The 25816-nt window shown below is 66.3% G+C and carries 18 protein-coding genes and 1 pseudogene; 11 read left to right on the top strand and 8 right to left on the bottom strand.

Annotated elements, in window-relative coordinates:
* Positions 1-33 precede the first annotated feature (33 nt).
* On the bottom strand, positions 34-1644 hold the full coding sequence (locus WKH79_RS11925; RefSeq protein WP_341859001.1) for a carboxyl transferase domain-containing protein: 1611 nt from the start codon (positions 1642-1644) through the stop codon (positions 34-36).
* A 429-nt stretch (positions 1645-2073) separates the two neighbouring features.
* Positions 2074-3244: pseudogene (locus tag WKH79_RS11920) on the bottom strand (isovaleryl-CoA dehydrogenase).
* A gap of 155 nt (positions 3245-3399) precedes the next feature.
* Between WKH79_RS11920 and WKH79_RS11915 the strand changes: the two are divergent.
* Genes WKH79_RS11915 through WKH79_RS11900 form a run of 4 tightly spaced genes read left to right on the top strand, consistent with a single transcriptional unit; the run spans position 3400 to position 7745 of the window.
* Positions 3400-4926, top strand: a complete 1527-nt coding sequence (locus WKH79_RS11915) for an HWE histidine kinase domain-containing protein (protein WP_341859000.1) — start codon at positions 3400-3402, stop codon at positions 4924-4926.
* 49 nt (positions 4927-4975) lie between these two features.
* A complete protein-coding gene (locus tag WKH79_RS11910; RefSeq protein WP_341858999.1) occupies positions 4976-5449 on the top strand; it encodes a hypothetical protein in 474 nt (157 codons plus the stop codon).
* Positions 5446-6213: an ATP-binding cassette domain-containing protein gene (locus WKH79_RS11905; RefSeq protein WP_050601662.1), complete on the top strand. Its 768-nt coding sequence runs from the start codon at positions 5446-5448 to the stop codon at positions 6211-6213. The genes WKH79_RS11910 and WKH79_RS11905 overlap by 4 nt, the downstream gene beginning before the upstream one ends.
* Positions 6210-7745, top strand: coding sequence for an ABC transporter permease/substrate-binding protein (locus WKH79_RS11900; protein WP_341858998.1), 1536 nt, complete (start codon positions 6210-6212; stop codon positions 7743-7745). Before WKH79_RS11905 ends, WKH79_RS11900 begins: the two co-directional genes overlap by 4 nt.
* Position 7746: 1 nt before the next feature.
* On the opposite strand, the gene WKH79_RS11895 is transcribed toward WKH79_RS11900, so the two are convergent.
* Genes WKH79_RS11895 through lgt form a run of 3 tightly spaced genes read right to left on the bottom strand, consistent with a single transcriptional unit; the run spans position 7747 to position 10111 of the window.
* Entirely contained in the window at positions 7747-8160 is a 414-nt protein-coding gene (locus WKH79_RS11895; protein ID WP_269420533.1) for a DUF2147 domain-containing protein, read from the bottom strand.
* On the bottom strand, positions 8157-9239 hold the full coding sequence (locus WKH79_RS11890) for an SAM-dependent methyltransferase (protein WP_341858997.1): 1083 nt from the start codon (positions 9237-9239) through the stop codon (positions 8157-8159). Before WKH79_RS11890 ends, WKH79_RS11895 begins: the two co-directional genes overlap by 4 nt.
* Positions 9236-10111, bottom strand: a complete 876-nt coding sequence (gene lgt / locus WKH79_RS11885) for a prolipoprotein diacylglyceryl transferase (RefSeq protein WP_341858996.1) — start codon at positions 10109-10111, stop codon at positions 9236-9238. The genes WKH79_RS11890 and lgt overlap by 4 nt, the downstream gene beginning before the upstream one ends.
* A gap of 164 nt (positions 10112-10275) precedes the next feature.
* Between lgt and WKH79_RS11880 the strand changes: the two genes are divergently transcribed.
* Positions 10276-11970 (top strand): class I adenylate-forming enzyme family protein, encoded by a 1695-nt coding sequence (locus tag WKH79_RS11880; protein WP_341858995.1) that lies wholly within the window; start codon positions 10276-10278, stop codon positions 11968-11970.
* Complete coding sequence (locus tag WKH79_RS11875; RefSeq protein ID WP_341858994.1) at positions 11967-14726, top strand: [protein-PII] uridylyltransferase; 2760 nt, start codon at positions 11967-11969, stop codon at positions 14724-14726. Before WKH79_RS11880 ends, WKH79_RS11875 begins: the two co-directional genes overlap by 4 nt.
* A 42-nt stretch (positions 14727-14768) precedes the next feature.
* Here WKH79_RS11875 and WKH79_RS11870 read toward each other — a convergent pair whose 3' ends face one another.
* Positions 14769-15440 (bottom strand): YggS family pyridoxal phosphate-dependent enzyme, encoded by a 672-nt coding sequence (locus tag WKH79_RS11870; protein ID WP_341858993.1) that lies wholly within the window; start codon positions 15438-15440, stop codon positions 14769-14771.
* A gap of 22 nt (positions 15441-15462) precedes the next feature.
* Here WKH79_RS11870 and WKH79_RS11865 point away from each other — a divergent pair, with 22 nt between their 5' ends.
* From WKH79_RS11865 to ald, 4 genes are all read left to right on the top strand, one after another.
* On the top strand, positions 15463-15990 hold the full coding sequence (locus WKH79_RS11865; RefSeq protein WP_341858992.1) for a thiamine phosphate synthase: 528 nt from the start codon (positions 15463-15465) through the stop codon (positions 15988-15990).
* 56 nt (positions 15991-16046) lie between these two features.
* Complete coding sequence (locus tag WKH79_RS11860) at positions 16047-18380, top strand: DNA translocase FtsK 4TM domain-containing protein (RefSeq protein ID WP_050601653.1); 2334 nt, start codon at positions 16047-16049, stop codon at positions 18378-18380.
* A gap of 73 nt (positions 18381-18453) precedes the next feature.
* Positions 18454-20028: a DUF389 domain-containing protein gene (locus WKH79_RS11855; protein WP_341858991.1), complete on the top strand. Its 1575-nt coding sequence runs from the start codon at positions 18454-18456 to the stop codon at positions 20026-20028.
* A gap of 121 nt (positions 20029-20149) precedes the next feature.
* Positions 20150-21265 carry an alanine dehydrogenase gene (gene ald, locus WKH79_RS11850; RefSeq protein WP_341858990.1) on the top strand — a complete coding sequence of 372 codons (1116 nt, stop codon included), beginning with the start codon at positions 20150-20152 and terminating at the stop codon, positions 21263-21265.
* A gap of 1 nt (position 21266) precedes the next feature.
* Here the strand turns inward: ald and WKH79_RS11845 are convergent, their stop codons facing one another.
* Positions 21267-21659, bottom strand: a complete 393-nt coding sequence (locus WKH79_RS11845) for an acyl-CoA thioesterase (RefSeq protein WP_341858989.1) — start codon at positions 21657-21659, stop codon at positions 21267-21269.
* Positions 21656-23797 carry a S9 family peptidase gene (locus WKH79_RS11840; protein ID WP_341860123.1) on the bottom strand — a complete coding sequence of 714 codons (2142 nt, stop codon included), beginning with the start codon at positions 23795-23797 and terminating at the stop codon, positions 21656-21658. The genes WKH79_RS11845 and WKH79_RS11840 overlap by 4 nt, the downstream gene beginning before the upstream one ends.
* A gap of 151 nt (positions 23798-23948) precedes the next feature.
* On the opposite strand from WKH79_RS11840, the gene WKH79_RS11835 reads away from it, so the two are divergent.
* On the top strand, positions 23949-25754 hold the full coding sequence (locus tag WKH79_RS11835) for an aminopeptidase P family protein (RefSeq protein ID WP_341858988.1): 1806 nt from the start codon (positions 23949-23951) through the stop codon (positions 25752-25754).
* Positions 25755-25816 lie beyond the last annotated feature (62 nt).

Genomic DNA, 25816 nt, shown 5'->3' with positions numbered 1-25816 from the left:
TTCCGCCTAGCACAAGCCCGGCGGATTGCGAGACTACATCCGGAACACGCCGAATTGCGGTCGTTCGGGGATCGGCGCCTCGAGCGTGGCGCCAAGGGCCAGCCCCAGTACGTCGCGCGTCTGCACGGGGTCGATCACCCCGTCGTCCCACAACCGCGCGGTGGCGTAATAGGGGTTGCCCTCGTCCTCGTATTTCTGGCGGATCGGCGCCTTGAAGGCTTCGGCCTCCTCATCGCTCCAGCTGTCGGCATCGCGGTGGACCGTCGCCAGTACCGAGGCGGCCTGTTCGCCCCCCATCACGCTGATCCGCGCGTTGGGCCAGGTGAACAGGAAACGCGGGCTGTAGGCGCGGCCGCACATGCCGTAATTGCCCGCCCCGAAGCTGCCGCCGATAACCACGGTGATCTTGGGCACGCTGGCGGTGGCGACTGCGGTGACCAGCTTGGCGCCATGCTTGGCAATGCCTTCGGCCTCGTACTTGCCGCCCACCATGAAGCCGCTGATGTTCTGCAGGAACAGCAAGGGGATCCGGCGCTGGCACGCCAGTTCGATGAAATGCGCACCCTTCTGCGCGCTTTCGGAAAACAGCACGCCATTGTTGGCGAGGATCGCGACCGGCATGCCCCAGATATGGGCAAAGCCGCACACCAGCGTGCTGCCGTAATGCTGCTTGAATTCGTGGAACTCGCTGCCGTCGACCAGCCGGGCGATGACCTCGTGCACGTCGTAGGGCGCGCGGACATCGTCGGGGATCAGCGCATAGAGGTCCTCGGCATCGAATTGCGGGGCGCGGGCATCGCGCCGTTCCACGCTTTGCGCGGCGGCCGGGTTCTCGCCCAGATGGCTGACGATGTCGCGCACGATGGTCAGCGCATGCTCGTCGTTCTCGGCCAGATGGTCGACCACGCCCGACTTGCGCGCATGCAGATCGCCGCCGCCCAGGTCTTCCGCGCTGATCTCCTCGCCCGTCGCGGCCTTTACCAGCGGCGGACCGGCAAGGAAGATCGTGCCCTGTTCGCGCACGATCACCGTTTCGTCGGACATGGCCGGGACGTAGGCCCCGCCCGCGGTGCAGCTTCCCATCACGCAGGCGATCTGCGGGATGCCAAGCGCGGACATGTTCGCCTGGTTGAAGAAGATGCGCCCGAAATGGTCGCGGTCGGGGAAGACCTCCGCCTGGTGCGGCAGGTTCGCCCCGCCGCTGTCGACGAGGTAGATGCACGGCAGGCGGTTTTCCTGCGCGATTTCCTGCGCGCGCAAGTGCTTCTTGACCGTCATCGGGTAATAGGTGCCGCCCTTCACCGTGGCATCGTTGCACACGATCATCACCTGCCGGCCCGCAACGCGGCCGATCCCGCAGATCAGCCCCGCGCCGTTGATTTCGTCCTTGCCGTACATCCCGTTGGCCGCAAGCTGGCAGATCTCGAGGAAGGGCGAGCCGGGATCGAGCAGCCGCTCGACCCGTTCGCGCGGGAGCAACTTGCCCCGCCCGACATGCCGCTCGCGGCTGCCTTCCGACCCGCCGAGCGCGGCTGCGGCGACGGCGGAGCGCAATTCGGCGGCGAGCGACCTGTTGTGCGCGAACCGCGCCTTGGCGTCGGGCGCTTCGCGGTCGAGCGTCGAGGTAAGGACGGGTGCGGTCATGAGAGGTAGCCTCTGTCTCCTAGCGCCTTGATACAGGCGGCATTTGAGACCCTGTTGGACGGTATTGGAAGATGTTCGCTGGTGAAGGCAGAGCACGGGATAGCAGGGGTCTGAACGACAACACCACACCATTCACATTCTTCGACGAAGACTTCGTCAGCGCTTTCGAGGGTAAGTGACTCGGGTTCAAGATCGCTACGACCGGGAAGGAACCAGATCGCTCTAACTAGATAACCGAGCGAAAGGAGGAGCACTCCTAGCCCGATCCCGAGGTTGGCAGTTCCGATACTCAACCAAAATCCGACTGGCGTGTCAGCTTGCGCAACGAAGAAGGAAGCCAAAACGCCAACCGCGACTAACCCCCAGCCAATAGCGGTGGCTGTCGAGCCATCTGGTCTTTCAGTCATAGCGTTGGCCCCCCTATTGTTTTCACCCCGCCGCCCCGATCAGTTCGCGGCCGATCAGCATGCGGCAGAATCTCGTTGGTGCCGGCGCCGATGTCGAGCAGCTTGGCATCGCGCATGTAGCGTTCGACCGGCCAGTCGAGCGTATAGCCCGCCCCGCCCAGCGCCTGGACGCTTTCGGCGGCCACGCGGAAGGCGCTCTCGCTCGAATAGAGGATCACGCCGGCGGCATCGAAGCGCGTCGTCTGGTCGGCATCGCAGGCCTTGGCGACCGCATAGGTATAGGCCCGGGCGGTTTGCAGCGCGACATACATGTCGGCCACCTTGGCCTGCATCAGCTGGAAGCTGCCGATCGGTTTGCCGAACTGCTTGCGCTCGCGCAGGTAGGGAATGACCGTGTCGAGACAGGCCTGCATGATGCCCAGCTGGATGCCCGACAGGACCACGCGTTCGTAATCCAGCCCGCTCATCAGCACGCCGACGCCGCCGTTCAGCGGCCCCATCACGCGGTCTTCGGGCACGAAGCAATCGTCGAACACCAGTTCGGCGGTGGGCGACCCGCGCATGCCGACCTTCTCGATCTTCTGGCCGATGGAGAACCCCGCATCATCCTTCTCGATCAGAAAGGCGGTGATCCCGCGGCTGCCCGCGCTGCCATCGGTCTTGGCATAGACCACCAGCGTATCGGCATGGGGCGCATTGGTGATCCAGAACTTGGTACCGTTGAGGCGGTAGCCGCCATCGACCGCTTCGGCCTTGAGCTTCATCGACACCACGTCCGATCCGGCGGAGGCTTCGGACATGGCCAGGCTGCCGACATGCTCGCCCGAGATCAGCGGGGGGAGATACTTGGCCTTCTGCTCGGCATTGCCCCAGCGGCGGATCTGGTTGATGCACAGGTTCGAATGCGCGCCGTAGCTGAGGCCGAGCGAGGCCGAGGCCCGGCTGACTTCCTCGACCGCGATGACGTGTTCGAGATAGCCGAGACCCAGCCCGCCATCGGCTTCATCCACAGTCAGGCCGTGCAGGCCGAGCTCGCCCATCTGGCGCCACAGTTCCTCGCGCGGGAAATAGTCCTCGCGGTCGATCTTCTCGGCCTGGGGGGCGATCTGTTCGTCGGCGAAGCGGGCCACGGTGTCGCGGATCATTTCCGCGCTTTCGCCAAGCTGGAAATCGAAATCGGGGGTCGCGCGCATGCTCTCTCCTTGGGGCTGGCGAAGATTCTCTTTAGTTGCGCGGGCCGATAGCCGAGCGCGCCAGATGGGGCAAACGCAATAGGTCTGCCTGATGTGATCCAGCGCGGAATTGCTTTACCTGAGAGACGCTTGCTTCTAGTCGGCAAGCTTCGGCCATGTTTCGCAAACCGAGCATACTTTGGCCCGAGGGCACACCGCCTTCGGATGCCTATTGCGACGAGGACAAGCGCCTCGCGGTGCTGGCTGCGCACGGTACGCAGGGAATGGTCGACGATCCCGAATTGCAGGAGCTGGTCGACCTCGTAGCCAAGCTGTGCGACGTGCCGATGGCGATGGTGACCGTGGTCGAGGAAGGCCGCCAGCTGTTCCTTACGCGTACCGGGATCGACGCGCGCGAAACCCCGCGCCCCACCAGCTTCTGCGCGCATGCCATGCTCGGCGCCGAGCCGTTGGTCGTGCCCGACGCGCGCGAGGATGCGCGTTTCACCGACAACCCGCTGGTCACCGACGAACCGCATATCCGATTCTACGCCGGCCACCCGCTGATTTCGGTCGAGGGGGCACCGCTTGGCGCGCTCTGCGTGATTGATACCAAACCGCGACCCGAAGGGCTAAGCGACATCCAGCGCGAGTCGCTTTCGGTGCTTGCCAAATCGGCGATGCGGCGCATTTCGCAGCGCCGGCTGGGCGAGACCGCGCAGGAAGCGGTGCACATGCGCGAGAGCTATCTCCAGCGCATGATCGACAGCGTGCCGGGGATCGCCTGGTCGGCCGATGGCGCGGGCAATTTCGACTATGTCAGCGCGCAGTGGAGCGAGCTGACCGCCACCGCCCAGCCGCGCCGGCTGGCCGACTGGCAGAATGCGGTGCACCCGGAAGACTGGGCGCAGGCCTCGGGCGCGTTCCAGGCCTCGCTCGAGAGCGGCAAGCCGTTCGAATACGAATGGCGGCTCAAGCTGTCCGACGGCAATTACCGCTGGATGCTGGCGCGCGCGGTGCAGACCCCCACCACCGAAGGGCAGAACCGCTGGTTCGGGACGGTCATCGACGTCGACCGGCAGCACCGCCTGTCCGAAGCACGCGACCTGCTGGCGAACGAACTGTCGCACCGGATCAAGAACATCTTCGCGGTGGTGTCGGGGCTGATTGCAATCCGCGCCCGGGGCAAGCCCGAGATCGCCGAATTCGCTGCCGAGCTTAACGATACGATCCGCTCACTGAGCGCTGCGCACAATTACGTCCGCCCCGGACACGGGCAGCGCGCAAGCACGCTATCGGGTCTGCTGGCCGACCTGCTCGCCCCCTATGGCACGCCGGACCAGGAGCGTTTCAGCGTGACCGGGCCGGGCATCAGGATCGGCGCGCGCGCGGCCACGCCGCTGGCGCTGATCTTCCACGAACTGGCCACCAACTCGGCCAAATACGGCGCATTGTCGGCCCCCGACGGGTTCGTCACGGTGACGGTCGAGGCCGATTGCGAGGGCGACGACACGGTCTGCGTCACTTGGGACGAGAACACTCGCGGCGGCGCCGTTCCCACGCCGGGATCGCCCGAAGGCTTCGGTTCGCGGTTGCTGCGCATGGCCGTCGAAGGCCAGCTGAGCGGCACGTTCGAGCGCACCTATTCGGATGACGGGCTCGACATCCGGATCGTTTTCCCGCGCACATCGATCCAGACCTGACCCGGGCTGCGCCTTGCGTGTGGGGCGCGGCTGTGCTTTGCCAGACCTCATGCTGAGCGATGCGAAATTCCTGCCGCGGCGACTGGCGCTGGCCGGCCTTGTCCTGTCCGCGCTCGCCGCCTGCAGCCCGACCGAACAGCAAAGCGAAACGCTCACCGCGACGCAGCAGGCCATCGCCACTCCCACCGGCGAACCCGCGCCCGAGGTGTTCGCCGCGACCGCCTGGCGGGTGCTGGCGGCCGATGGCGCGCGCTACACCACCTATCTCGACCAGGACGGCACCTACCGCGACCTGCGCAACGGCGATCCGTGGCAGACCGGCAGCTGGCGGTATTCCGAGGAAGAAGGCAGCGGCAAGCGGCTGTGCCTGCGGCCCGATGACGAAAACGGTGTCGAACGCTGCTGGGAACCGGACCGGATGCGCAATGGCGTGATGCGCGCCGAAAACGATGCGGGCACGGTGATCGAACTGGAAAGCGTCACCTACGCCCTGCCGGTCGAGACCGCCGACGAAGCCACGTGAGCGGGGACCCGCCAGCGCTGGTCGAATTCAGCAACGTGCGCAAGAGCTATGGCCCGACGCTGGCAGTAGCCGGCGTGTCGCTGGCGGTCGGCGATGGCGAATTCGTCGCGCTGGTCGGCGCCTCGGGCTCGGGCAAGTCGACGCTGCTCAAGACCGTCAACCGCCTGATCGATCCGACCGCCGGCGCAGTGCGGTTCGCGGGCGACAATGTCGAAGGCCTGCCCTTGGCGGCGCTGCGCCGCCAGATCGGTTACGTGTTTCAGTCGGTCGGGCTGTTCCCGCACATGACGGTGGGCGAAAACATCGCCATCGGCCCGCGGCTGGTCGGCGAACGGCTGGCGGGCGAACGGATTGCCCGCCTGCTCGAACTGGTCGATCTCGAACCCGAAATGGCGGACCGGCTACCCGACGAATTGTCGGGCGGGCAGCGCCAGCGGGTCGGTGTGGCGCGCGCACTGGCCAATGAACCGCGCTTGCTGCTAATGGACGAACCCTTCGGCGCACTCGATCCGATCACGCGCGACGCGCTCGGCGACCGGGTCCGCGCCCTGCATGGCGAATTCGGCCTGACCACGGTGATGGTCACTCACGACATGGCCGAAGCTCTGCTGCTGGCTGACCGCGTGCTGGTGATGGATGCCGGGAAAGTGGTCGCGGACGAAACCCCGCACGCGCTGCTGTCGGGGGCCGGCGGCGCCATCGCGCAGGGTCTGGTCGCGGTTCCCCGCGCGCAGGCCGACCGGCTGGCGGAGCTGGCCCGGTGAGCGCGATCTGGACCACGCTGCTCGGCCTCGGCGACAAGCTGGCCGCGCATGTGCTGCTGTCCGCTGCGGCGATCGCGCTGGGGATTGCAGTGGCCTTGCCGCTGGCGGTCTGGGCCAGCCGTTCCGAACCGGTCGCGCGCGCCACGCTGGGCTTTGCCAGCCTGGTGCAGACGATCCCCGCGCTGGCGCTGCTCGCGCTGTTCTTCCCCATATTGCTGTCGCTGCGCGCGGTGTTCGGCGAGGGTCTGCCCACGCTGGGTTTCCTGCCCGCACTGCTGGCGCTGGCGCTGTACGCGCTGCTGCCGATCCTGCGCAATGCGGTGACCGCGCAGGTCAATCTCGACCCCGGCGTGATAGAGGCCGCGCACGGCGTCGGGATGACCTTCTGGCAGCGGCTGCGGCTGGTCGAGGCCCCGCTGACCGCGCCTTACATCATGGCCGGCATCCGCACTGCGGCGGTGTGGACCATCGGTGCCGCCACGCTGGCCACCACCATCGGCCAGCCAAGCCTGGGCGATCCGATCTTCGCCGGACTGCAGACGCAGAACTGGGTGCTGGTGCTGGCGGGGTGTATTGCCAGCGCCGGGCTGGCGCTGGTCGCCGATGCGCTGCTGGGCCTGATCGAGAAAGGGCTCGCCACGCGCCGCCGGATGCTGACGTTCGGCGGACTGGCGGCGGTCCTGCTGGGCATTCTCGGCGCGCTTACCGTCCAGTTCGGCGACCGGGGGGGCGACCGCATCGTCATCGGGGCGAAGGGCTTTTCCGAGCAATACATCCTCGCCCGCCTGATCGGGCAACGGCTCCAGGCGGAGGGCTTCTCGGTCGAATACCGTGACGGCCTGGGTTCGGCGGTCGCGCACCAGGCGGTATCGACCGGGGCGATCGACGTGCTGGTCGATTACACCGGCACCATCTGGACCAACCAGATGGAACGCAGCGACAATCCCGACCGCGAAACCATGCTTGCCGAAATTGCCGCGTGGGAAACACGCACCAGCGGCACGCATGTGCTGGGCCGGCTGGGTTTCGAAAACGCCTACGGCCTCGCCATGCCGCGCGCAGCGGCCGAGGCCGGCGGCTTTAGCAGCATCGGCGATCTCGCGGGACGCGCGCAGGGCATGACCATCGGCGGCGATCCCGAATTCTTCGAACGGCCCGAATGGATTGCGGTGCGCGAGGCCTATGGCCTGCGCTTCGCCGCGCGGCGCAATTTCTCGCCCACCTTCATGTACAATGCGCTGACCTCGGGCGAGGCCGACGTGATCGGTGCCTACACCTCCGACGGGCGGATCGCGGCGGATGACCTCGTGATCCTCGACGATCCGGAAGGCGCCTTCCCCAATTACGATGCGATCATCCTGCTCGCCCCCGCAACCGGGGCCGACGACGCACTTGTCGCCGCGCTGGAACCACTGGTCGGTGCGATCGGCGTGGATGCAATGCGCGAAGCCAATTATTCGGTCGACCGGACCGAAGACAAGCTGTCGTTCGAACGGGCCGCGCAGCGCCTGGCCGAACGGATCGGCCTGTAGACTAGCGCGCGCGCTGCCAGACCTGCGTCTGGCAGAAGGGGCCGATGCACCCCTTGACCTCGAGCCGGTCGGGACCGCGGCGGCGCACTATCGAACGATAGGTCTTGCCGTTGTTCGGATCGTAGATCTCGCCGCGCCACGAATCCTCGTCTTCGGTGAACCCGGTGAGGATCGCCATGCCGAGCAGCTTGCGGCTGCGCTTGGCAGCATCGCGATTGTTGACGTCGCGCTGGTCGGCGCCCTGCGGCGGGGTGACGAGGAATTTGGCGATCCGCCCGCAGATACTGCGTCCGCAATCGCTGATCTGCACGATGGCGTCCTTTTCCGCGGTCACCCAGCGGCCTTCGATCGGTTCGGCGGCGGCCAGCGGCGTGACGGCCAGCACAAGCGCGGCAACAGCAAGCAGGTGTTTCATGACGGGGGCGTCCTCCGCTGGCCTTCGGGGAATCCCGCGCCGCGCGGCCAGTCGCGCGCGGACAGCGCCATGCATTTGAACAGGTCGCCCATGGCATCCTCTTGCACGAGGCGGTCATGCGCTTGCTGCACTTCGCGCGCGCGGCCGGGCGCCGCAGCGACCAGTGCCTGCGCGCGCAGGCCGATGCCCATCGCGGTCAGCCAAGCACCCTGCGTGGTCAGCGAGCTCGCCACGCCTTCGCGCCGCGCGATCGTGTCGAGCGTCGCGAAATCGACATGCGCGGTGAGGTCCATTTCGCCCGGTGCGGCGAAGACATCGACCTTTTCATGCGCACGGACGGCCTGCAGCGTCGCCCCGGTGCGCGGGGCGAGATGGCCGTAATCGATCAGCAGCGCCGCGCCGCCCTGGACGTCGATCCGCCGCGCCAGCGCCTCCACCAGCGCCGCGGCGGCGGGGGAGGTTTCGATGACCGTGCCGACCGGCGCACTGCGCTGCGCGTCGGGCACCGCCGCGTCGAGCGGGCTCGGCCCCGAAACGAAAGCCAGATCGCCGTCCTCGATCCCGACCATCCGTTCGCGCCAGCCGGTTTCGGTCCGAACCAATTGCCGCACCGGCAGTGCATCGAGAAACTCGTTGGCAAGCAGCAGGATGGGGCGATCGGTCGGCAGGCTGTCGAGCGAATCGTGGAACTGCGCCCCGGCCAGCGCCGCTCCCTGGACCGCGCGCAGGGCTTCGGATCCCTCGACCAGATGCACCTGCGGGCGCAGTCCCTGGCTGGCCATCGCGCGCAGCGCATCCTTCGCCAGCGTCCCCCGGCCCGGCCCGAGCTCGACATAGAGCGCGTCTTCCGGGCGCCCCGCCCGGGTCCAGATATCCGCCAGCCACAGACCCGCCATTTCGCCGAACATCTGGCTGATCTCGGGCGCGGTGGTGAAATCGCCGGCCGCGCCCAGCGGATCGCGCGTGGTGTAATAGCGGGCGTTGCTTTCGCCCATGTAGCGCGTGACGGGCATCGGCCCGTGCTGGGCGATCAACCGGCGGAAGCTGTCCGCCAGCGGGGTCGAAACGGCTTCGCTCATGCGGGGCGGGTCTTGCCCGCCCCCGCGCTGCCCGTGGCCGGGCGCAGCAGCGCATAGACCAGGACCACGACACCGATCAGGATCATCGGCAGGCTGAGCCACTGTCCGCGCGAAAGGCCGGTTTCGACCACCACATAGGCGAGGTGCGTGTCGGGTTCGCGGAAGAATTCCATCAAAAACCGCCCCAGCCCCATGCCGATGGTGAAGACCGCCACCAGCAGGCCGGGCCGGTGCCGGGCACGGGTCTGCCAGAACAATGCCAGCAGCAGCAGCCCCAGCAGCAGCCCTTCGAAGCCTGCCTGGTACAGCTGGCTGGGGTGGCGCGGGAGCTGGTCGGGATCGGTCGGGAAGACCATCGCCAGCGGGAAGTCGCTGGCAACCGCGCGCCCGTAGAGTTCGCCGTTGACGAAATTCGCCAGCCGCCCGAGCATATAGGCCAGCGGCACGTTGACCGCGATATAGTCGCAGATGCGCAGCCAGTTGAGCCCGCCGCGCCAGGCGACCCAGCTGATCGCGATCAGCACGCCGATGACCCCGCCGTGGAAGCTCATCCCGCCTTCCCACAGCTTGAACACGTCCGCGCTGGCGAACAGTTCGGGCTTGTAGAACGCCGCATAGCCGATCCGCCCGCCAAGGATGACGCCGAGCGTGCAATAGAAAAACAGGTCGTCGGCATGGCGCTGCGCCATCGGCGCGCCGGGGGCCTTGATCATCTTCGACAGGTGCCAATAGGCGAACAGGATGCCGAGCAGGTAGGCGAGCGAGTAGAACCGCAGCTGGAACCCGCCGACCTCGAACAGATAGGGCCGCAGCCCCAGATTTTCCCAGTAGATCGGCTCTGCCGCGCCCGATGCAGCCAGTAGTGACAGCAAGTGGTTATCCCCTTAGAGGTGAGTCGAAGGCCGCAACCGGCGACCCATCGGGGCGGCTTTTGGCATAGCAGGGGTTTTGGGGAAAGCCTGCGTCGAGCCGCAATTACTGCGCGAGCCTCGATCACGGGGCCGCGCGCCGATTTGGAGAGGACACTACACCACCCATGCCGACACAACTCGACAAGGATATCAGCCGGATCACCCAGGCGGTTACCGCACCGGGACAGATGTTCGAACTGACCGAAACGACGCGCCGCGGCGTCACCATGCCGGCGTTCAAGAACGCGCCGCCCAGCCTGGCGCATTTCTTCGCGCATTTCTGCAACGAGAAGAAGGACGAGCTGTTCATCGTCGATGGCGACATGCGGCTGACCTTCGGCGAAGTCTGGCATGCCGCCAGCCATGTGGCGCATAGCCTGGCAAGCCAGCACGGGATCGAAAAGGGCGACCGCGTGGGTATCGCCGCGCGCAATTCGGCCAATTGGATCATCGCCTATATGGGCGTGATCATGGCGGGCGGCTGCGCGACCCTGCTCAACGGCTGGTGGACCGGCGAGGAAATGGCTTACGGAATCGGCCTGTGCGACTGCAAGCTGGTGCTGGCCGATGCGCAGCGCGCCGAGCGGCTCGAAGGCGTCGAACACGGTGCGAAGGTCGTCGTGTTCGAGCACGGCGTCCCGTCGGAAGGCCTCGCTCCCGTATGGGCGGCGGGCGACACCGCCATGAGCATGCTGGGGCAGATCGGCCCCGACGATCTCGCCACCATTCTCTACACCTCGGGTTCGACCGGGCACCCCAAGGGGGCCTATTCGGATCATCTCGGCGTCGTTTCGGGCACGATGAACTACGTCTGCCAGACCGCGATGATGCTGCAGCTGCTGACCGAGCGCGGCGAAGCCCCGACCGTCCAGCCCAGCGCGCTGGTGGCGGTGCCGCTGTTCCACGTCACGGGCGAGGTCCCGCTGTTCCTGCAGAGCTTCGCCATGGGCCGCAAGCTGGTGCTGATGCCCAAGTGGGATGCGACCAATGCGCTCGAACTGCTCGACCGGGAACAGATCACCTATTTCGTCGGCGTGCCGCTGATGAGCTACGAGATCGCGGTTCACCCGGAACGCGAGAAATACGATCTGTCGCAGTGCAAGACCTTTGCCGGCGGCGGTGCCGCGCGCCCGATCGAACACGTCAAGAAGATCAAGGATGCCTTCAAGGACGGCTTCCCCGCGCTGGGGTATGGCCTGACCGAGACCAACGGCGTCGGCGCGGGCAATCTCAACGAGAACTATCTCGCCAAGCCCAACAGCACCGGCATGCCTTCGCTGCCGCTGGTCGACATGGCGATTCTCGACGACGATGGAAAGCCGCTGCCGCAGGGCCAGATCGGCGAGGTCTCGATCCGCTCGGTGTGCAACTTCCTCGGCTATTGGAAGAACGAGGATGCCACCAAGGCGGCCTATTCCGACGATGCCTATTTCCGCACTGGTGACCTCGGATACCTCGATGAAGACAATTATCTCTTCATCGTCGACCGCAAGAAGGACATCATCATCCGCGGCGGCGAGAACATCAGCTGCATCGAGGTGGAGGAAGCGATCTACGCGCATCCGAAGGTTGCCGAATGCTCGGTCTTCGGCCTGCCCGACGAACGCTTCGGCGAAATCCCGGCCGCAGTCTATTACCCGCATCCGGGACAGACGCTGTCGGTCGAGGAATTGCAGGACTTCCTGCGCGAGCACATTGCCCCCTTCAAGATCCCCTCGGTGATGTGGCAGAGCGAGGAACAACTGCCCCGCCTCGGCACGCAGAAGGTCGACAAGCGGACGGTCAAGGCCACCTACGCCAAGGAGCATCTTCCGGCTTGAGCACGACCCAGGTTCCCCGCCAGCGCGCGATCATCGACAGGCGCAGGCTTGCCTCCGAAATCGGCTCGCTGGTGGAGGAGCATGGCGAGCAGGCGCGTGGGCCGGTCGTGCAGCTGCTCAAGACCGCGCTCGACAAGGGGCGCGCCGAACTCGAGAGCCGGCTGGAGGCCAAGCCTTCGGCCGGCCACGAGAATGCGGGCGGTTTCGCCTTCCTCATCGACCAGCTGATCCGGGTGATCCACGATCACGCGACCACCCATCTCTACCCCAGCGCCAACCGTTCGCAGGCCGAACGGCTCACGGTGATCGCGGTGGGCGGCTATGGCCGCGCGGAAATGTCACCGCATTCGGATGTCGATGTCGCCTTCCTCGTCGGCGGGAAGAAAACCGCCTGGTGCGAACAGGTGGTCGAGGCGATGCTCTACCTGTTGTGGGACCTCGGGCTGAAGGTCGGCCATTCGACCCGCACGCTGGACGAGGCGATGCGGCTGTCGAAGAACGATCTGACCATCCGCACCGCGCTGCTCGAAGGACGTTACGTCTGGGGCGACCAGGAGCTGTTCGAGGAAGGTTCGCGGCGGTTCACCGCCGAGGTCGTGCAGGGCAATCAGCGCAATTTCGTCACCGAGAAACTGGCCGAACGCAACGCTCGTCACAAGCGCATGGGCGACAGCCGCTACGTCGTCGAACCCAATGTGAAGGACGGCAAGGGCGGGCTGCGCGACCTCCACACGCTCTACTGGATCGGCAAGTTCATCCACCGGGTACGCACCGCCTCCGAACTGGTCGATGTCGGCCTGTTCACCCCGGCCGAGTATCGCAGCTTCCGGCGCGCGGAAAACTTCCTGCTGGCGGTGCGCAGCCACATGCATGTGATCACCGGCCGCGCCGAGGACCGGCTGACCTTCGATCTGCAGCGGCGCATTGCCGAACGCATGAATTTCGCCGAGCGGCCGGGCAAGAGTTCGGTCGAACGGTTCATGCAGTTCTATTTCCTGCAGGCGAAACGCGTCGGTTCGCTGACCGGCGTGTTCCTCGCGCATATCGACGACCAGTTCGAAGCCAAGACCGCGCGGCGCGGCTTCTTCGCCGGCTGGAAGCAGAAAGCCCGCCAGCTCAAGGGCTATCGCGTGTTCGGGGGCAAGATCGCCGCGCCTTCGGACGACTGGTTCAAGAAGGACCCGGTCCGGCTGATCGAGATCTTCCAGCTGGCCGAGGCCGAAGAGCTGGAGATCCATCCCGAAACCATGCGGCAGGCCGACCGCGACAGCGGAGCGATCGACAATGCGGTGCGCGAGGATCCGCGCGCCAACGCGCTGTTCCTCGACCTGCTGTGCGGCCGCAACGATCCCGAAATGGTGCTGCGCTGGATGAACGAGACGGGCGTGTTCGGCAAGTTCGTGCCCGATTTCGGCAAGGTCAATGCGCAGATGCAGTTCGACATGTACCACCACTATACGGTGGACGAGCACACCATCCGCGCGATCGGCCTGCTCAACCAGATCGAGAAGGGCGAACTGGCCGACGACCATCCGCGCGCCACGCGGCTGATCCACAAGGTCGGTTCGCGCCGCACGGCCTATGTCGCGGCGCTGCTGCACGATATCGCCAAGGGCCGCGGGGGGGATCATTCGGTGCTCGGCGCCGAAGTCGCCGAGGACCTGTGCCCGAGGTTCGGCCTCAGCCCCAGCGAGACCGAAATGGTCGCCTGGCTGGTGCGCAACCACCTGCTGATGAGCCACACCGCACAGAAGCGCGATCTGACCGACCCCAAGACGATCGAGGATTTCGTCGCGCTGGTGCAAAGTCAGGAACGGCTGCGCCATCTGGCCATCCTGACCGCGGTCGATATCCGCGCGGTCGGGCCCGGTACGTGGAACAGCTGGAAGGGGCAGTTGCTGGGCGAGCTGTACGATGTCTCAAGCGAACGGCTGCGGCTTGGCCACATGCGCCACGGGCGCGAACAGAAAATGGCCTACAAGCAGCAGGAAGTCGCCAAATTGCTGGGCGAGGACGCCGCGCTGGTCGATGAACTCGCCAAGACCATGGGCGATGCCTACTGGATCGCCGAGCCGACCGATATCATCGCGCTCAACCTGGTGCATTATGCCGCCGCCCGCGCGGCCGAACACGAGCTGTCGATCCACTGCGAATATTACGAAGCACGCGGGGCGACGCTGGTGACCGTGATCGCCGCCGACCATCCGGGCCTGTTCTACCGCATTGCAGGCGGCATCCACCTGGCGGGCGGGAACATCATCGACGCGCGCATCCACACCACCCGCAAGGGCTGGGCGCTGGACAATTTTCTCGTCCAGGACCCGCATGGCGAACCCTTCGCCGAGGCCGGCCAGCTCGACCGGCTGAAGAAAAGCATCGCCGATGCGCTGGCCAACAAGGTCGACCTCGCCCCGCGGCTGGCGCAGCGCCCGCTGCCGCACAGCCGGGCCCGCGCCTTCGACGTCGCCCCGCGCGTGTTGTTCGACAACAAGGCGTCGAACAAGTTCACCGTCATCGAAGTCAATGCGCGCGACCGGTCAGCGCTGCTCAACCGGCTAGCCCGCGCGCTGTTCGAAAGCCGGCTGGTGGTCCATTCCGCGCATGTCACCAATTACGGCGAACGCGCGGCGGATACCTTCTACGTGACCGATCTCACGGGCGGGAAACTGCAGCCGGGCGACCGGATGAACCGGATCGAAGCGCGGCTGATGGAAGCGGCCAGCGATGCCACGCAGGACCGGCTAGAGAACGCCTAGCCCTGCACCCCTCCGTCTTGCCGTTCGAGGACGGTCGAGCAGCTACCGCGCAGCAGGACGGGCGCCGAACAGGGCCGTGCCCACGCGCACATGCGTCGCACCCAGCTTGATCGCGGTTTCGTAATCCCCGCTCATTCCCATGCTGCGCCCTTCCAGCCCGTGATCGCGCGCCAGCTTGTCGAGGAAAGCGAAGAACGGAGCTGGCTCGATGTCCTGCGGGGGCAGGCACATCAGGCCCGCCAGCGGAATGTCCGCCTGCCGCGCCTGTTCGATCAGCGCGGGCAATTCCGCCACCGGGCAGCCCCCCTTCTGATCCTCTTCACCGACATCGACCTGGATGAAGCACGGCACGCGCCGGCCTGATTTGTCCATCGCCTTGCCCAGCGCCTTCACCAGGCTGGGGCGATCGAGCGAGTGGATCGCGTCGAACAGGGCGACCGCGTCCTCCGCCTTGTTCGATTGCAACTGCCCGATCAGGTGCAATTGCACCGCCGGATAGGCTTCGCGCAGCGCGGGCCATTTGCCCTGCGCCTCCTGCACGCGGTTCTCGCCGAAGTGGCGCTGTCCTTCGCGCAGCAGCGGTTCGATCGCCTCTGCGGGATGCATCTTGCTGACCGCGATCAGCGTCACTTCTTCCGGTTCGCGGCGGGCGATCCGGCAGGCGGCGGCAATATTGGCCTGCACGTGTTGAAGCGGGGTCTCTGCCTTTTCCATCTCAGCGCGCTATAGCGACAATATGCGCGATAAACAGTCCTTGCCGCTGATCTGGTTGCTGAGCGATGCCCGCAACGATGCGCAGCTGGAACAGGCGCTCGCCGACCTGCCGCGGGGATCGGGTTTCGTCTTTCGCCACTACCACCTGCCCCCCGATGTGCGGCGCGCGCGATTCGATACGCTCGCTGCGTGCGCGCGGCGGCGCGGGCATGCAGTGGTCCTTGCGGGGCCGCAGGACTGGGGCGCCGATGGCCGCTATGGTGCGCCCGAGCGGCTGGGGCCGGGCCTGCGCCTCGCGACTGCGCATGACCGCGCCGAGATCGAAGCCGCGCTGGCCGCGCGCGCCGACGGTATCTTCCTGTCGCCGGTGTTTCCCACCGCGTCGCATCCCGGGGCAAGCACACTGGGCAGCGCCGGGTTTCACGCGCTCGCACGCCTGTCGAGCGTACCGGTGATCGCGTTGGGGGGCATGACCGCGGCGCGCGCGCGCGACCTTGGCTGGCCGCGCTGGGGGGCGATCGACGGACTCGCTTCGACGAAGGCCGCTTGACGGGCGACTCCCCGAAGATTCATACTGCGCACTTTCTACGGATCAGGGGAACACCGATGGCCTCGCGCGCAGGCGCAGCACCAGACTGGCGCGCGGCATTTCGCCGCAGCTTCCGCCGCGCCACGCACATGGCGGGCGCAGGACTGCTGTTCGTGCTGCTGGTCTTCCTGACGCTGGCGCTGGCCAGCTACACCCAGACCGATCCCAGCCCATCGACTGCCGCGAGCGATGCCAACATCGGCAATTGGATGGGCGCCAGCGGGGCCTGGGCCAGCGAACGCGCGCTCAATTTCCTCGGCCTGCCCGCCGTCCTGCTGCTGCCATTGCTCTATATCGCGGCGCGCCGGCTGTGGAGCGGCGTCGAGCGCGACGACGAGGACGAGACGCCCGGTCGCTGGTGGCGACCCCTGGCCATGCTGCTGGCCGCAATCGCCTTGCTCGGCACGGTGCTGGCGCTGGTGTTCGAACCGGGTAGCGGCAGCCTGCCCGCAGGACCCGGCGGTCTGTTCGGGCAATTGGGCGGCCTCGGGATCGAAGCGGTTGCCGAACGCTTCGGCGGCAGCTTTGCCGGCTGGATCGTGCTGGCGCTGGCGCTGGCCGCGCTGGGCGGCGGTATCGCGCTGGTCACCCGGGTGTTCGCGCTCGACTGGGCGCAGTTCCTGACACTGCCCGAATTCGTCAAGCGCAAGGCGCAGCTCCCCGAATTCGACCTGCCGCTGGCGCCCAAGAAACAGAAGCGCGCCGCCCCCGCCGCAAACGCGCCCGAAGACGCCGATCTGCCGGTTCGCGAACCGCGCCGCGCGCCCGAAATCGCCGACCCGGCGCCCACCCCCGCCCAGCCCAAGCCGGCCACGGCGAAGCAGCGCGACATGTTCGCCAATTACCAGTTGCCGAGCCAGGACCTGCTCGACGACGCGCCCGACAACACCGCGCCCAAGCTCGACAAGATGGCGCTCGAACGCAATGCGCGGCTGCTTGAGAACGTGCTCGACGACTTCAACGTGAAGGGCGAGATCACTGCGGTCCGCGCAGGTCCGGTGGTAACCATGTACGAGCTCGAGCCGGCGCCGGGCATCAAGGCCAGCCGCGTGGTCGGCCTGGCCGAGGATATCGCGCGCAACATGAGCGCGATCAGCGCGCGCGTTTCGCCCATCCCGGGCCGCACGGTAATCGGCATCGAACTGCCCAATGCCGACCGCCAGATGGTCAGTTACAAGCAGCTGTCCAATTCGGCCGCCTTCGTCGACCACAAGGGCAGCCTGCCGATGATCCTGGGCAAGGACATCGCCGGCGAACCGATCGTCGCCGATCTTGCCGCCATGCCGCACCTGCTGGTCGCGGGCACCACCGGTTCGGGCAAGTCGGTCGGCCTCAATGCGATCCTGCTGTCGCTGCTCTATCGCTTCACGCCCGACGAATGCCGCCTGATTCTGATCGACCCCAAGGTGCTGGAACTCAAGAGCTACGACGATATCCCGCATCTCCTTAGCCCGGTCGTCACCGAACCGCACAAGAGCGTGCGCGCGCTTAAATGGGCGGTCGAGGAAATGGAGAAACGCTATCGGATGATGTCGTCGGTCAACTCGCGCAATATCGCCGGCTTCAACGAAAAGATCCGCAAGGCGGCCGAAAAGGGCAAGCCGCTCGGCCGCCGCGTGCAGACCGGCTTCGACCCCGAAACGGGCGAGGAACTCTACGAGGAAGAGCAGCTCGATTACCAGCCGCTGCCGCTGATCGTGCTGATCGTCGACGAGCTGGCCGACCTCATGGTCACGGTGGGCAAGGAAATCGAGGTGCTGATCCAGCGGCTGTCGCAGAAAAGCCGCGCCGCCGGCATCCATCTGATCATGGCGACGCAGCGCCCCTCGGTCGACGTCATCACCGGCGTCATCAAGGCCAACCTGCCCACCCGGATCAGCTTCAAGGTCACCAGCCGCATCGACAGCCGCACGATCCTGGGCGAACAGGGCGCCGAGCAGCTGCTGGGCAAGGGTGACATGCTCTACAAGCCCAATACCGGCGCGATGATCCGCGTCCACGGTCCCTTCGTCTCCGACGAGGAGGTCGAGCGGGTGGCCGATCACTGGCGCGGACAGGGCAAGCCCGACTATGTCGATGCGGTCACCGAGGAGCCCGAGGACGGCGGCTTCAATTTCGAGGACGAGTTCACCGCCAGCGACAATCCCGACGAGCGCAAGTATCGCCAGGCCTGCCAGATCGTGATCGAGAACCAGAAGGCATCGGGTTCGTGGCTGCAGCGCCAGATGGGCGTGGGCTACAACACCGCGGCCAAGTGGATCGAGCGGATGGAAAGCGAAGGCCTGGTCGGCCCCGCCAACCATGTCGGGCGGCGCGAGATCTTCCGCGATCAGGACGGCAACCCGCTGTAGCCATGCCCCGCACCGGCCCCACCGGGCAAATTAGGCGCGACGCGAGCAGATCAACGGGTTAGATCGTCCGGCGATGAGTATTGCGAGCGAAACGACCGGACAGGTCGCCCGGGAAGAGAAGGCCGACAAGGCAGATGGCACTGCCCGCCGGCCGATCAGCCGCTGGACGATCCTGCGCGCATTGGCCGAAATCCGTATCTGGTGGCGCGACGGCGTGGTCGCCGATCTCGATCATGTCGCCACGGTCGAACGGGTTCGCGGCGAATCGCTGCTGACCAGCCGCTATATCTTCATGACTGCGATGAGCGCAGGCATCGCCATCCTCGGCCTGCTGCTGTCCTCGCCGGCCGTGGTGATCGGCGCCATGCTGCTATCGCCGCTGATGAACCCGATCATCGGTACCGGCTTCTCGCTCGCCACCGGTGATGCGGGCTGGTTGCGCCGCTGCGGCAAGGCGCTGATCGCCGGGTCGATCTTCGCCATATTATTCTGCGCGCTGATCGTGTTCCTTTCGCCGCTGCAAACCGTGACCGAAGAAATCGCCGCGCGCACCCGGCCCAACCTGTTCGACCTGCTGGTCGCGCTGTTTTCCGCGCTGGCGGGTTCCTATGCGGTGATTCGCGGGCGCGAAGGCACGATCGTGGGCGTTGCCATCGCCACCGCCTTGATGCCGCCGCTGGCGGTGGTGGGCTTTGGCCTCGCGACGTTCAACTGGACGGTCTTCGGCGGCGCGCTGGGGCTCTACGTCACCAACCTCGTGACCATCGGGCTGACCGCGGCCGTGATGGCGCGGCTGTACGGCTTCCAGTCGGACCTGACGCACCGCCAGAGCCGGGTGCAGTCGATCGGCATCATGGCAATCTTCATCGCGCTGGCGGTGCCGCTCGCCTTCTCGTTGCGCACCATTGCCTGGGAAGCCAATGGCCAGCGGATCGTCAATCAGGAAGTGGCGGAAGCCTTTACCGACCGCGCACGGGTGGAACAGCCGATCGTCAACTGGGCCGCCAAACCGGTGACGGTCTCGGCCAGCGTCTTCACCCCCGAGTTCAACCCGTCGGCCGACACCGATGTGGCCGAGCGCTTGGCCGAACGGCTGGGCCGGCCGGTGGTCGTCACGATCGACCAGTTCCAGGTCGGCACCGATCCGCGCGCGGCCGAACAGGCGGCGCTGGCGCAGGCGCGCGCACGCGAGGCCGCCGAAGCAAGCGAGCGCCAGATTGCCGCGCTGGGCCGCAGCCTCGCGCTGATTGCAGGGGTCGAGCGCAAGGATGTGCTGCTCGACCGGGAGAACCGCCGCGCGCGGGCCGACGCGCGGCCGCTCGAGGGGCTCACGCTCGCCGGCTACCGCGAGCTCGAACAGCGGCTTGAAAACTCCACCCCGGGCTGGGCGGTCGAACTGCGCCCGCCGCTGTCGGCATTGCCCGAGATCAGCGTTGCCGAAGACGGTCTCGACAGCGCGAATGCGAGCCGGGTCGCCCTGATCGCATGGGCGGCGCAGCGTTCGGGCGTCAGGGTATCGCTGTCGGGGAGCGAAGCCGCGTTGCAGGCGGTCACCGGCGCGCTTGGCGATGACACCCGCCTGTTCGACACGCGAACCGAAGGCGAAGGCAATACGGTCGTGGCCGACTGGAGTGTGGCGACCGAATAGCGGCGCGGGAGCGGGCCGACACGAGCGGCACGGGCCACGGGCGCAGGGCGAAGCGGGCGGGCCGGGCTTGCCGCATCTTGGTTGCAGTTGTAACGGACGCGCGCAACCAAGGAGTCCCCCCATGCGCATCGGCAGCCCCAAGGAAATCAAGAACCACGAATACCGCGTCGGCCTGACGCCCGAGAGCGCGAAAGAGCTCGTCATGCAGGGCCACGAGGTGTGGATCGAGACGGAAGCGGGCTGCGGCATCGACGCGACCGACGAGCAGTATATCGCTGCGGGCGCGAAGATCGTCGACGGACCGGACCCGATCTTCGCCGAATGCGAAATGGTGGTGAAGGTCAAGGAACCGCAGGCTGTCGAACGCAAGAAATTGCGCGAGGGCCAGATTCTCTACACCTACCTGCACCTTGCGCCCGATCCGGACCAGACGAAGGAACTGCTCGACAGCGGCGTCACCGCGATCGCCTATGAAACGGTGACCGGGCCGCGTGGCCAGCTGCCGCTGCTCAAGCCGATGAGCCAGGTCGCCGGCCGGATGAGCGTGCAGGCCGGCGCCAGTGCACTGGAGAAGGCGCATGGCGGACGCGGCGTGCTGCTTGGCGGTGTCCCGGGCGTGATGCCCGGCAAGGTCGTGGTGATCGGCGGCGGCGTGGTTGGCTTCAATGCCGCGCAGATGGCGGTCGGCCTCGGTGCCGACGTGACCATTCTCGACCGCGATCCCGAAGTGCTCGAAAAGGTCGGCACGCATTTCGAGGCGCGCGCCAGCACGCGCTTTTCCAACGCGGCCAATCTCTACGACGCAGTGACCAATGCCGATCTGGTGATCGGGGCAGTGCTGATCCCCGGGGCCGCGGCTCCCAAGCTGGTAACGCGCGACACGCTGCGCGATATGCAGAAGGGCGCGGTGCTGGTCGACGTCGCGATCGACCAGGGCGGCTGCTTCGAAACCAGCAAGCCCACCACCCATGCCGATCCGACCTATGTCATCGACGATGTCGTCCATTACTGCGTGGCCAACATGCCCGGCGCAGTGGCGCGCACGAGCACCTATGCGCTCAACAACGTGACGCTGCCGCATGCGCTGCGCATCGCGCGGATGGGCTGGAAGGATGCGCTCGCCGCCGATCCGCATCTCGCCGAAGGGCTGAACGTCCACCGCGGCGAAGTGACCTATGAAGCGGTCGCCACCGAACTCGGCTACGACTATCGCCCGACGGCGGAACTGCTGCGCTAGGTCAGACGAACGGCGCGATCACTTCGGGGCGCACCCGCGCGGGGCGCCCCGAAGTGCGATCGAGCATGGCCCAGGTGGTCGCCGCGCTGACGATCACCCGGCCCGCCGCATCGCGAAAATCGACGCGGCGCAGCGACTTGGCGCCGCGTGCCCCGCCCTCGATCCAGGTCGTGCCTTCGACGCTCTGCCCCAGGTCGATATTGCCGCGGTAGTCGATCTCGTGGCGGACCACGAGCCAGACAAATTGCTCGCGGTCCTCGGGCCGCGCGGCGGCGTCCCAATGCGCGGTCGCCATGTCCTGTATCCACTGCACCCACACCGCATTGTTGACGTGCCCCATCTCGTCGATGTGGCGCGCCTCCGCAGTGAAGCTGCGGGTGAAGCTGGGTATCACTCGGCCTCGCCCATCTGCCACAGGATGAAGGCGACCTCTTCGGCGGTTTCGTAGATCGACTGGAAACGGCCCGACTTGCCGCCATGACCCGCACCCATATTGGTCTTGAGCAGCAGCTCGCTGTCGCCGGTCTTCACCTCGCGCAGCTTGGCGACCCATTTGGCGGGTTCCCAATAGGTCACGCGCGGGTCGTTGAGGCCGGCGGTCACCAGCATCGGCGGGTAATCCTGCGCCGTCACCTGGTCATAGGGGCTGTAGCTGAGGATGTAGGCGAAGGCCTGCTTGCTCAGGATCGGGTTGCCCCATTCCGGCCATTCGCCCGGCGTCAGCGGCAGTTCTCCGTCGAGCATGGTCGACAGCACATCGACGAAGGGCACATGCGCCACCACCGCGCCCCACAGCTCGGGATCGGTGTTGACCACCGCGCCCATCAGCTCGCCGCCCGCCGAACCGCCCGAAATGCTGATCCGGCCTTTCTCGGTATAGCCCTTGGCGACCAGCCCCTTCGCCACGTCAACGAAATCGTTGAAGGTGTTGGTGCGTTCGTTGAGCTTGCCCTGCAGGTACCACTTGCGGCCCAGGTCGTCGCCGCCGCGAATATGCGCGATGGCATAGGCATAGCCGCGATCGACCAGGCTCAGCCGCGAGGTCGAGAAGCCCGGCGGTACCGCATAGCCATAGGCGCCGTAGGCATAGAGGTGCAGCGGCCCGGTCTTCGGCCGGTCCTTGCGCATGATGATGCTGACCGGAACCATCGTGCCGTCGCGCGCGGCGATCTCGACACGCTCAGTGGTGTAGAGCGCGGGGTCGTAACCGCTGGGGATTTCCTGCTGCTTGAGCAGTTCGAGCTCGCCCGTGGCGACGTGGTAGTCATAGACCGAATCCGGCGTGACCATGCTCTCGTAGGCCAGCCGCAGGGTGTCCTGGTCGTATTCGGGATTGTTGCTCAGCCCTGCGCTGAAGCTCGCTTCGGCAAAGGCGATCGGCTTGACCAGATTGGCATCCTTGTAGGAGCGCAGCTGGATCTGGTCGAGCCCGCGCAGTCGCCCTTCGGTGACATAGAAGTCCTTGAACAGTTCGAAACCGGTCAGGTAAAACTCGTCCGATCCGGAGATCAGCGTGGTCCAGTCGCCCGGCGTCTCGAGCTTGGCGGTCGCCAGCCGGAAATTGACGTGGTCGTCATTGGTATGGACCCACACCATCCCGTCGCGCACATCGACATCGTATTCGACGCCCTTCTGCCGCGGCTTGACCAGCACCTGCTCCGCCGTGGGATCGCTGGCGGGCACCAAGCGGACTTCGCTGGTCTCGTTATCGCCGGTCGAGATGATCAGCCAGTCTTCCTGCGCCGACAGGCCGGTGCCGACGCGAAAACCCTCGTCCATGGTTTCGCGGTAGAGTTCGACGTCTTCGCTGACCGGCGTGCCGAGGACATGCATGGTCGCATCGTGGACGCGCCAATTGTCGTCCGCAGTGCCATAGACCAGCGCCGTGTCGTTCTTCACCCAGACGAGGTCCGACAGCGTGCCGGGGATCTCGTCGGGCAGCAGTTCGCCCGTTTCCAGGTCCTTGATCCGCGCGGTAAAGCGTTCGGAGCCGTTGGTATCGGCCGAATAGGCGAGATAGCGGCCGTTCTGCGACACCGAAAACGCGCCCAGGCGGAAATATTCGACCCCTTCGGCCAGCGCGTTCTCGTCGAGGATCAGGACGTCGTCGCCCCCGGCAACCGGCTTGCGGTAATATTTGCGGTATTCCGCGCCTTCCTCGAACTCCGACCAGTAGAGATAATCCCCGCGGCGCTGCGGCACGGTGGAATCGTCTTCCTTGATGCGCGCCTTCATCTCCGCGAACAATTCGTCGACCAGCGGCTGCTGCGGCTTCATCCGCGCTTCGAACCACGCGTTTTCGGCCTTCAGATGGTCGAGCACGTCCTCGTCGTCGATCGTCGGATAGGACTGGTCGCGCAGCCAGTGATAGGGGTCGGAAATCGTGATCCCGTGATGCGAATAGCTGTGGTCGCGTTTTTCGGCAGTCGGCGGCGAAGTCGGCTGTGGCACTGTGGTCCCTTCGGAGTTCTGGGCGTGGAGCGGCGCGCTGAGCGCCAGCGATGCGGCAGATAGGAACGCGGCGTATCGCATGAAAGGCATAGGTGGTCCTCCCCGGGCGGCGCAAAACTGGAAAGGAGCGCCGCGGATGACTATGACGGGGGAGTGATTATGCGGCTGCGCCACGCGCCGCAAGCACCGAGTCGCTCCCCAGCGCGACCGGCGCGAAGGAAAGGATTTCTCGATGCTGATGCAGACCCATGAAGCCCGTCTCGACGGATTGCGCAAGGAACTGGCCCGCCGCGGCCTCGACGGCTTCGTCATTCCCATCTCGGACGAGCACATGAGCGAATATGTCGGCTCCTATGCCCAGCGTCTCAACTGGCTGACCGGTTTCGGCGGCAGCGCCGGAAGTGCCGCCGTGCTGCAGGACCGCGCAGCGATGTTCACCGACGGGCGCTATACCGTTCAGGTGCGCGAGCAGGTCAACGGGGCGCTGTACGATTACGAGGATGTGCCTGCCACATCGCCCGCCAAATGGATCGCCGCGCACGCGCCCGAGGGGGCGAAGATCGGCTATGACGCATGGCTGCACGGGATCGGCTGGGCCGAGGAGGCCGAAGCCGTATTCGCCCGCAAGGGCATCGAACTGGTCCCGGTGGACGGCAATCCGATCGATGCGATCTGGGACGACCGTCCGCAGGCCTCGCTGGCTGCAGCGGTGCCGCATGGCGACGCGCATGCCGGACGCTCGAGCGCCGACAAGCGTTCCGAAGTGGCCGACTGGCTCAAGCAGGAAGGGTATGATGCGACCGTCGTCAGCGCGCTCGATTCGGTCGCGTGGCTGCTGAACATGCGCGGCAGGGATGTCGACAACACTCCGGTCGCGCTGTCCTATGTCCTGGCGCATGCCGATGGCACTGCCGAACTGTTCATCGCGCCCGACAAGGTCACGCCCGAACTCACCCAGCATCTGGGCAATGCGGTGACGGTGCGCGACCGCGCGGAATTCGTACCCGCGCTCGAGGCGCTGGACGGCAAGCGGGTCGCGGTCGATCCGAACCATGCGGTGGCGGGCATCTTCCACGCGCTGGAACAGGGCGGCGCCAGCGTGGTGCGCACCGACGATCCGACCGTGCTGCCCAAGGCGATCAAGAACCCGGCCGAACAGCATGGCCACCGCGATGCCCAGTCGCGCGATGGTGCCGCCGTGGCGCGGTTCCTGCGCTGGCTCGGCATCGAAGCGCCCAAGGGCGGCGTCGACGAGCTCGCCGCGGCGGCCAAGCTGCGCGAATTCCGCGAAGCGGGCGGCCTGCTCAAGGATGCGAGCTTCGACACGATCAGCGCCGCAGCGGGCCATGCCGCGCTGCCGCATTACAAGGTCGATGAAGACAGCAATATCCCGATCCCGCCGTCGTCGATCTACCTCGTCGATTCGGGCGGCCAGTATCTCGACGGCACCACCGACATCACCCGTACCGTGTGGATCGGCCCGGGCGAGCCCAGCGCCGAGATGGTCGAGCGCAACACGCGCGTGCTCAAGGGCCATATCCAGCTCGACATGCAGAAATTCCCCGATCGCACCACTGGCGGTGCGCTCGACGCGCTGGCGCGGATGCATCTGTGGAACGGCGGGGTCGATTACGGCCACGGCACCGGGCATGGCGTCGGCAGCTTCCTTTCGGTCCACGAGGGCCCGCAGCGGATCAGCAAGCCGGGCGGCGCCTTCCCCGGCACCGAAACCCCGCTGCGCGAGGGGATGATCCTGTCGAACGAGCCCGGTTACTACAAGCCCGGCGAATACGGCATCCGGATCGAGAACCTCGTGCTGGTGGTCGATGCGGGCCTTGCGGACAGCGAGGGCAAGTATCTCGGCTTCGAAACGCTGACGATGGTTCCGCTCGACCGGACGCTGGTCGACCGCGCGCTGCTCAGCGAGGCCGAGATCGGCTGGTGGAACGACTATCACACCGCGGTCTACGCCACGCTTGCCCCGCAGCTCGAGGGCGATGATCTCGCCTGGCTCGAGGAGCAATGCGCGCCCTTGTAGGCCAGATCATGTTCCCCTAATGTTCCGCCGGTCGCGAGTCGTTTTCGACAAGGAGAGTGCAG

It is taken from the genome of Qipengyuania sp. GPGPB31, from assembly GCF_038396345.1.
In the GTDB taxonomy this organism is placed as follows: domain Bacteria; phylum Pseudomonadota; class Alphaproteobacteria; order Sphingomonadales; family Sphingomonadaceae; genus Qipengyuania; species Qipengyuania citrea.
The sequence above is the reverse complement of the archived record's forward strand: the minus strand, read 5'-3'. Positions and strand labels throughout refer to the sequence as shown.

What these genes read in the sequence shown, in the direction of transcription:
- WKH79_RS11835 (WP_341858988.1), top strand. Translation starts at nt 23,949, where the DNA reads ATGCTGATGCAGACCCATGAAGCCCGTCTCGACGGATTGCGCAAGGAA.
- WKH79_RS11925 (WP_341859001.1), bottom strand. Translation starts at nt 1,644, where the DNA reads ATGACCGCACCCGTCCTTACCTCGACGCTCGACCGCGAAGCGCCCGAC.
- WKH79_RS11840 (WP_341860123.1), bottom strand. Translation starts at nt 23,797, where the DNA reads ATGCGATACGCCGCGTTCCTATCTGCCGCATCGCTGGCGCTCAGCGCG.
- WKH79_RS11895 (WP_269420533.1), bottom strand. Translation starts at nt 8,160, where the DNA reads ATGAAACACCTGCTTGCTGTTGCCGCGCTTGTGCTGGCCGTCACGCCG.
- WKH79_RS11855 (WP_341858991.1), top strand. Translation starts at nt 18,454, where the DNA reads ATGAGTATTGCGAGCGAAACGACCGGACAGGTCGCCCGGGAAGAGAAG.
- WKH79_RS11880 (WP_341858995.1), top strand. Translation starts at nt 10,276, where the DNA reads ATGCCGACACAACTCGACAAGGATATCAGCCGGATCACCCAGGCGGTT.
- ald (WP_341858990.1), top strand. Translation starts at nt 20,150, where the DNA reads ATGCGCATCGGCAGCCCCAAGGAAATCAAGAACCACGAATACCGCGTC.
- WKH79_RS11915 (WP_341859000.1), top strand. Translation starts at nt 3,400, where the DNA reads ATGTTTCGCAAACCGAGCATACTTTGGCCCGAGGGCACACCGCCTTCG.
- WKH79_RS11870 (WP_341858993.1), bottom strand. Translation starts at nt 15,440, where the DNA reads ATGGAAAAGGCAGAGACCCCGCTTCAACACGTGCAGGCCAATATTGCC.
- WKH79_RS11860 (WP_050601653.1), top strand. Translation starts at nt 16,047, where the DNA reads ATGGCCTCGCGCGCAGGCGCAGCACCAGACTGGCGCGCGGCATTTCGC.
- WKH79_RS11890 (WP_341858997.1), bottom strand. Translation starts at nt 9,239, where the DNA reads ATGAGCGAAGCCGTTTCGACCCCGCTGGCGGACAGCTTCCGCCGGTTG.
- WKH79_RS11865 (WP_341858992.1), top strand. Translation starts at nt 15,463, where the DNA reads ATGCGCGATAAACAGTCCTTGCCGCTGATCTGGTTGCTGAGCGATGCC.
- WKH79_RS11910 (WP_341858999.1), top strand. Translation starts at nt 4,976, where the DNA reads ATGCTGAGCGATGCGAAATTCCTGCCGCGGCGACTGGCGCTGGCCGGC.